We start from the raw sequence: 6,057 nt of genomic DNA, 5'->3' as shown, positions 1-6,057 counted from the left end.
GCTACGAGCGGGTGCTGGCGGCCGACCGCGACCCGGGCCGGGGTACGGAGGGGCGCCTGGAGTCCCCCCGACCGGCCCGGGTAGTCCAGCCGGACTACCCGGGCCGGTCGGGGTGGCCCGGGCGGCCCCGGTGGTGCTCAGAGCGTGGGCACCGCGTCCGACAGGGACAGGGTGTGGATGCGGTCGGCGGCGCCCGGGCGGGCGTAGTACCAGCCCTGGGCCGTGTCGCAGCCGAGGGCTCGGAGCTGGGCGGCCTGGGCGCCGGTCTCCACGCCCTCGACGGTGACGGCGAGTTCGAGGCTGTGGGCCAGCGCGACTATGCCCTCCACGATCTTGACGTCGACCGGGTTGGCCGGGTGCTGCTGCATGCCCTTGGTGAAGGAGCGGTCCAACTTCAGAACGCTGACGGGCAGGCGGCGCAGGTTGGCCAGGTTCGAGTAGCCGGTGCCGAAGTCGTCGAGGGCGATGTCGACGCCCAGGGCGGCGAGGCGGCGCAGCGGTTCGAGGAGTTCGTCGTCGGCGCCGATGAGGGCCGACTCGGTGACCTCCAGGCACAGCGTGCCCGGCGACAGGCCCGAGGACTCCAGCACGCGGATCGTGTCGGCGACCAGGCCGGGATGGTGCAGCTGGGTCGGTGAGAGGTTGACGTTGATCCGCAGGGTGGCGCCGCCCTGCTGGTGCTGCCAGGCGCGGGCCTGGCGGACGGACTCCTCCAGGACCCAGCGGCCGAGCGGCACGATCAGTCCGGTGCGCTCCGCGAGCGGAATGAACCGGTCCGGGCCGAGCACCCCGTGCTGCGGGTGCGACCAGCGCACCAGCGCCTCGGCGCCGTGCACGCTGCCGTCGTGCATGTGGACCAGCGGCTGGTACTCGATGAAGAACTCGCCGCGTTCCAGGGCGGCCGGCAGGGCATTGGTCAGCCCGTGCCGGGTGATGGCACGCGCGTCGGCGGCGGCGTCGGCGAACTCGAAGCGGTTGCCGCCGGCCGCCTTGGCCCGGTACATGGTGATGTCGGCGCTGCGCAGCACCTCCGCGGGGGTCCGCTCGCGGGCCGGGCCCTCGACGATGCCGATGCTGCCCCGGACCGTCAGCTCGCGCCCCTCGAGCCGGATGGGGACGGAGAGGGCGGAGAGGATCCGTACGGCCAGTTCGGTGGCCTTCTCCTCGGTGTCGGGGCCGGTGGTCAGCGCCACGAACTCGTCGCCGCCGAGCCGTGCCACCACCTCGCCCGGGCCCGTCGCGCAGCTCTGCAGGCGGTCGGCGACCTCCACCAGCAGCCGGTCGCCGGCCGAGTGGCCGAGGCTGTCGTTGACCGCTTTGAAGCCGTCGAGATCGAGGTAGCACAGGCCGAAGCGCGAACCGCCGGCCCCGCTCAGGGCCTTCTCCAGGCGCTCGAAGAAGAGCGTGCGGTTGGGCAGGCCGGTCAGGGCGTCGTGGGTGGCCTCGTAGCGCAGGCGCAGGTTCAGCAGGCGGCGCTCGGTGGTGTCCTCCATGAGGGCCAGCTGGTACTGCGGCACGCCCTCGGCGTCGCGCAGCAGCGAGACCGTCAGGTTGGTCCACAGCACGGTCCCGTCGTGCCGGTAGTACGGCTTCTCGACGCGGTAGCTCTCGCGTTCGCCGCGCACGAGCTCCCCGTACATCCGCCACACGTGCGGGGTGTCGTCGGGATGGCTCCATTCGCTGATGTTGCGGCCGCGCACGTGCCCGTCCATGCCGCCGAACATCTGCAGCAGCGCGTCGTTGATCTCCAGGACGTTGCCCGCCAGATCGGCGATGCCGATCCCGATGGCCGCGCCCTCGAAGACCGCCCGGAAGCGGGCCTCGCTGGCGTGCAGCGCCTGCTGGGCGTCGGCGCGGGCGGTCAGCGCGGAGCGGGCAATGGCCTCCTGCTCCTTGAGGGTGCGCTCGCGCAGGGCGCGGGCGAATCCGGCCGCGATCCCGTGCTGGAGCCTGGCGCAGCGGGACCGGTACTCCTCGGTCCCCTCGACGCTCTCGGCGTCGGGGCCGTCCGGACCGCAGTACAGCACCAGGTAGGACTCGACGACGCCGAGCGTGCCGGCCAGCGCCTCCGGGTCGGTGCAGTGGACCGCGACGAGCTCCTCCCCGACCCGCTGGCCGGCGGAGGAGTCGAAGGGGCGGGCGCGCAGGGCCTCGACGAGGGTGCGGGTGAGCGGTACGAGGTGGCGTTCGAACTCGCCGCGGGTGAGCGAGGTCGCGGTGACCGGGAAGATCGCCCTGCCCCAGATGGTCGCGAACCGCCCGATCCGGTCCTCCAGACCGCCCTGCGGCGCGGCCGGGTCGTCCGCCGTCTGCGTCGGCAGTCTCACGCCTTGCGTCCCACACCTGCGAAGCCCGAGAAGGCGTAGGGGTCTTCGCCCGGGCCCTCGCCCTCGCCCTCGTCCTCGGAACCGCCCGTCGTATCGGGCCGCCAGTCGGGCATGGACACCAGTCCGGGCTCGATCAGCCCGAAGCCGTCGAAGAAGCGCCGGATCTGCTCGGCGTCGCGCATGACGAGCGGGTTGCGGATCTCGCGGTAGACGCCGACGGTTCCGCTCGCGACCTCTTCCGAGAGCGGGATCCCCTCGTACGAGGCGTGCGTGAGGATCAGCAGGCTGCCGGGGGCCAGGGCTTCGCACAGCTGGGTGACGGCGGCGTAGGGCTCGTCCGAGTCCTCCAGGAAGTGCAGGACGGCGACCAGCATCAGGGCGACCGGGCGGCTCAGGTCGAGCCCCTGCGCGACCTCGGGGGCGCTCAGGATGTCCTGGGGCTTGCGCAGGTCGGCGGCGACGACGCCGGTCCGCTCGGTGCCGGCCAGGACGGCCTGGCTGTGGGCGACGGCCACCGGGTCGTGGTCGACGTAGACCACGCGCGCCTCGGGGCTGGCGGCCTGGGCGATCTCGTGGACGTTGCCGAAGGTGGGGATGCCGGAGCCGATGTCGAGGAACTGGGTCACGCCCTCGGCAACGGCGTACCGGACGGCCCGGCGCATGAATGCCCGGTTCGCCTGCATGATCTTGGGCAGGCCCGGCATGAATTCCATGGCCCGACGGGCCGCCTGCCTGTCGACCTCGAAATTGTGGGAGCCGCCCAGATAGTAATCGTAGATACGGGACACGCTGGGCACCGATATGTCGATGCCTGGCGGGGCCCAGGAGGGGCGCTCCATCGGGGTCTCCAAGCCTTGGTCCTGCAGTGGTCCGGACGGATCGGACTCCTGTCCGAGCCGAATGTACTGATCATTGCCCAACGGAGCGAGCGAAAGCGGAAATTGGCGATCCGTTCTTCGTCACATGTCAAAGGCCGAACGGTCGGCCGTCGGAGAATGACCGAAACCGACAAATACCTTTTGGGAAAAGGTCGGTGAACGATCGGACACGACGCGAATCTGGCTCAAACCTCCGTAGCCAAAGCCTCACCCGTTCAGGCGAACCATGGGGAACCTTCCCGCGCGCGGGCGCGCGCGACCCCATGCTCCCCGGGTGAAAAGAGCCTCTTCCAGGCGCCTGCTCGCCGTACCGGTCCTCCTGTGGGCGGCCCTGTCCGCGACACCGGCCATGGCCGATAGCAGCGCATACGCGACGATCGACGTCGGCGACGGAACGGGCGCCGTCCGGCAGGCCGTATCCGCCGTCGGCGCCGCGACCGCGGGCATCCGAGGTGGCGGACGTCACGGTGACCAGGGCCGCCAGAGCGACCAGGGCAACCGGGGCGGACGGGGTGACCGCGGGAACCAGGGCGGTCCGGGCAACCACGGCGGCCCCGGTCACGGCAACGGCCCCGGCCCCGGTCACGGCCAGGGCGGACACGGTCACGGGCACGGGCACGGCGGCCACCACGGCCACCCGCCCTGCCCGCCGCCGCCTCCCCCGCCGTGCCCGCCCAAGCCCACCCCGAAACCCCCTCCGCCACCGCCCCCGAAGCCCACGCCCCCCGTCCCGACACCTCCCCCGCCCCCACCACCTCCGCCGCCGCCCGCTCCGAAGCCGGTCCCGAAACCCCCCGCACCGGCCCCGCCCCCCGCGCGTCCGGCGCCCGCTCCCCCGGCTCCCAAGCCGGCCCCGAAGCCGGTCCCGAAGCCCGTCGTCAAGCCCCCCGCACCGCCGGCGCCGGTCCGGGTGATCCCCGTGGCCGCGCCCAAGAAGCCGGTCGCGCGCCCCGCCTACCACGCGGCGGCCCGCAAGCCGGTGGAGCACCACATCTCACCGGTGACCTTCACCTTGATGACCGCGGCCCCCGCGGTGCTCGCGATCGTCGCGCTGCGCCCGCGCTAGAGCCGCCGCATTCCACCCCGTAATCGATTGGGAGTCATCTTGTCGGAATGGCTCGTCCTGTCCCTCGCGATGGCCGCGGCGTGTGCCGTGGTGCTGTCCATCGCCTTCTTCAATCAGCGCCGGATCGGCGAGGACGACGATCCCAGCGAGACCCCCGACGTCATCGAGTACATGACGATGATGATCGGCGTGATCTACGCGATCGTGCTGGGCCTGGCGATCGCCGGCGTCTGGGAGGGCCGCGGGGCCGCCCAGGAATACGTGCGCCAGGAATCGCAGGCCCTGCACGAGATCAGCGTCCGCTCCGAGGTCTACCCGGCGGACGTGCGCAAGAAGATCAGGTCCGACGTGGACGCCTACGTGACCTACGTCGTCGACACCGAATGGAAGGAGATGGCCGAGAACGGCGAGCTGACGGACCGCAGCGGGGAGCTGCTGGAACGTATCCGCCGCGATGTGACGGACTACGAACCGCAGACCGACCACGAGGGCCAGGCGTACCAGCCGCTCGTGGACCAAGTCGCCGTGGTCGACGACGCGCGCAACGCGCGCGGCCAGAGCGCCGGGGCCACCATGCCCGGGGTGGTCTGGTTCGGCCTGATCGCCGGGGCCCTGGTGACGGTGGGACTGATCTTCACCCTCCAGATCAGGCGCTCGTTCCGGGAACTGCTGCTGGCCGGGCTGTTCAGCGCGCTGATCGCGTTCCTGCTGTTCCTCATCTGGGACTTCGACGCACCCTTCGGCCGGGGCATCGCCGCCACCGCCGAGCCGTTCCTCTCCCAGTTCCCGCATCTGGGCCTGGGCGACTGACGCCGTGTCGCCCCCTGCCGGGCCCTGCGGCCCGGAAGGGGCAACCCGGGAACCCGGGAGCCCACTAAACCGGGGACGGGCCTCCCGTCCCCGGTTCGGCCTACGGCCATGCCCCATTCGCCCGGTCCTGATCGCGGGTCACCGCGCCCGGACCTAGCGTGGCGGACATCGAGGCGCACGACCCCCCACGTGCGGAAAACCGTTCCGCGGCTGCTCCTCGGGGATCCGGAGAATCAACCATGGGCGCGATACCCACCTCCCCCACAGCCCTGTTGGGCGCCGCCGCGGCAGGCGCGCTCCTCCTGTTCGGTGCGGCGGCCGCGCCCGCCGCGAGCGCGGCCGAGGTCGCGCCGATCACCTCCTTCGGTTTCGCCATCACCCCCTCGACGGTCGCCCCCGGCGGCCAGGTGGTGCTGTCCGTCACCGGCTGCAACGCCGCCTTCGCCACCGTCTCCTCCGGCATCTTCGACACCGTGAGCATCGACCGGGGCAAGACCGCACGGGTCACCGTGGACCGGGACGCGCGGCGCGGAGCCCAGTACTCCGTCTCCTTCACCTGCGCCGGCGAGACCGGTTCGGCCGACCTCACGATCACCGGCGGCACCGGCAAGCCCACGACGAGTTCCACCGTCGGCGCCCGCAGGAGCGCGAGCGCGGTCGCCGGTACGGGCACGGGGACCAGCGCCGGCACCGGTACGGGCGCTTCGCGCAGCGCCACCCTCGGCGTCCGAGGAGGCCTCGGCGGCAGCATCGCCGGGCTCGATCCCCTGGAACTCGGCGCCGGCGCGGGGCTCGTCCTCGGCGGGCTCGTCGGTCTCGGCTACGCCCTGCGCCGCAAGGACATCCGCCGCATCCACTGACCGCGCCCGAAACCCCCGGAAACGCCGGTCGCCCCGTGTCCTGGCCAGGACACCGGGGCGCCCGCCGGTGTGCGGGGCGCCCCGGGCGGGGGGGCGGGGGCGCCCCGGCGGCGGGA

5 protein-coding genes are annotated in these 6,057 nt (G+C 72.5%); 3 read left to right on the top strand and 2 right to left on the bottom strand.

Annotated elements, in window-relative coordinates; genetic code table 11:
- Window positions 1-137: 137 nt before the first annotated feature.
- Complete coding sequence (locus ACFWNV_RS38950; RefSeq protein ID WP_383956870.1) at window positions 138-2,327, bottom strand: putative bifunctional diguanylate cyclase/phosphodiesterase; 2,190 nt, start codon at window positions 2,325-2,327, stop codon at window positions 138-140.
- Entirely contained in the window at window positions 2,324-3,166 is an 843-nt protein-coding gene (locus tag ACFWNV_RS38945) for an SAM-dependent methyltransferase (RefSeq protein ID WP_383956873.1), read from the bottom strand. The genes ACFWNV_RS38950 and ACFWNV_RS38945 overlap by 4 nt, the downstream gene beginning before the upstream one ends.
- Before the next feature lie 958 nt (window positions 3,167-4,124).
- On the opposite strand from ACFWNV_RS38945, the gene ACFWNV_RS38940 reads away from it, so the two are divergent.
- The 3 genes from ACFWNV_RS38940 to ACFWNV_RS38930 all read left to right on the top strand — a co-directional run bounded on the left by ACFWNV_RS38940 (window position 4,125) and on the right by ACFWNV_RS38930 (window position 5,941).
- Window positions 4,125-4,271 carry a hypothetical protein gene (locus tag ACFWNV_RS38940; protein WP_383956867.1) on the top strand — a complete coding sequence of 49 codons (147 nt, stop codon included), beginning with the start codon at window positions 4,125-4,127 and terminating at the stop codon, window positions 4,269-4,271.
- A 39-nt stretch (window positions 4,272-4,310) separates the two neighbouring features.
- Complete coding sequence (locus ACFWNV_RS38935; RefSeq protein ID WP_250741860.1) at window positions 4,311-5,081, top strand: DUF4239 domain-containing protein; 771 nt, start codon at window positions 4,311-4,313, stop codon at window positions 5,079-5,081.
- A gap of 239 nt (window positions 5,082-5,320) precedes the next feature.
- Window positions 5,321-5,941 carry a hypothetical protein gene (locus ACFWNV_RS38930; RefSeq protein ID WP_383956864.1) on the top strand — a complete coding sequence of 207 codons (621 nt, stop codon included), beginning with the start codon at window positions 5,321-5,323 and terminating at the stop codon, window positions 5,939-5,941.
- Window positions 5,942-6,057: the final 116 nt, after the last annotated feature.

Source organism: Streptomyces sp. NPDC058401 (assembly GCF_042722885.1).
Classification (GTDB): Bacteria; Actinomycetota; Actinomycetes; order Streptomycetales; family Streptomycetaceae; genus Streptomyces.
This window is presented reverse-complemented; position numbering and strand designations above follow the sequence as displayed.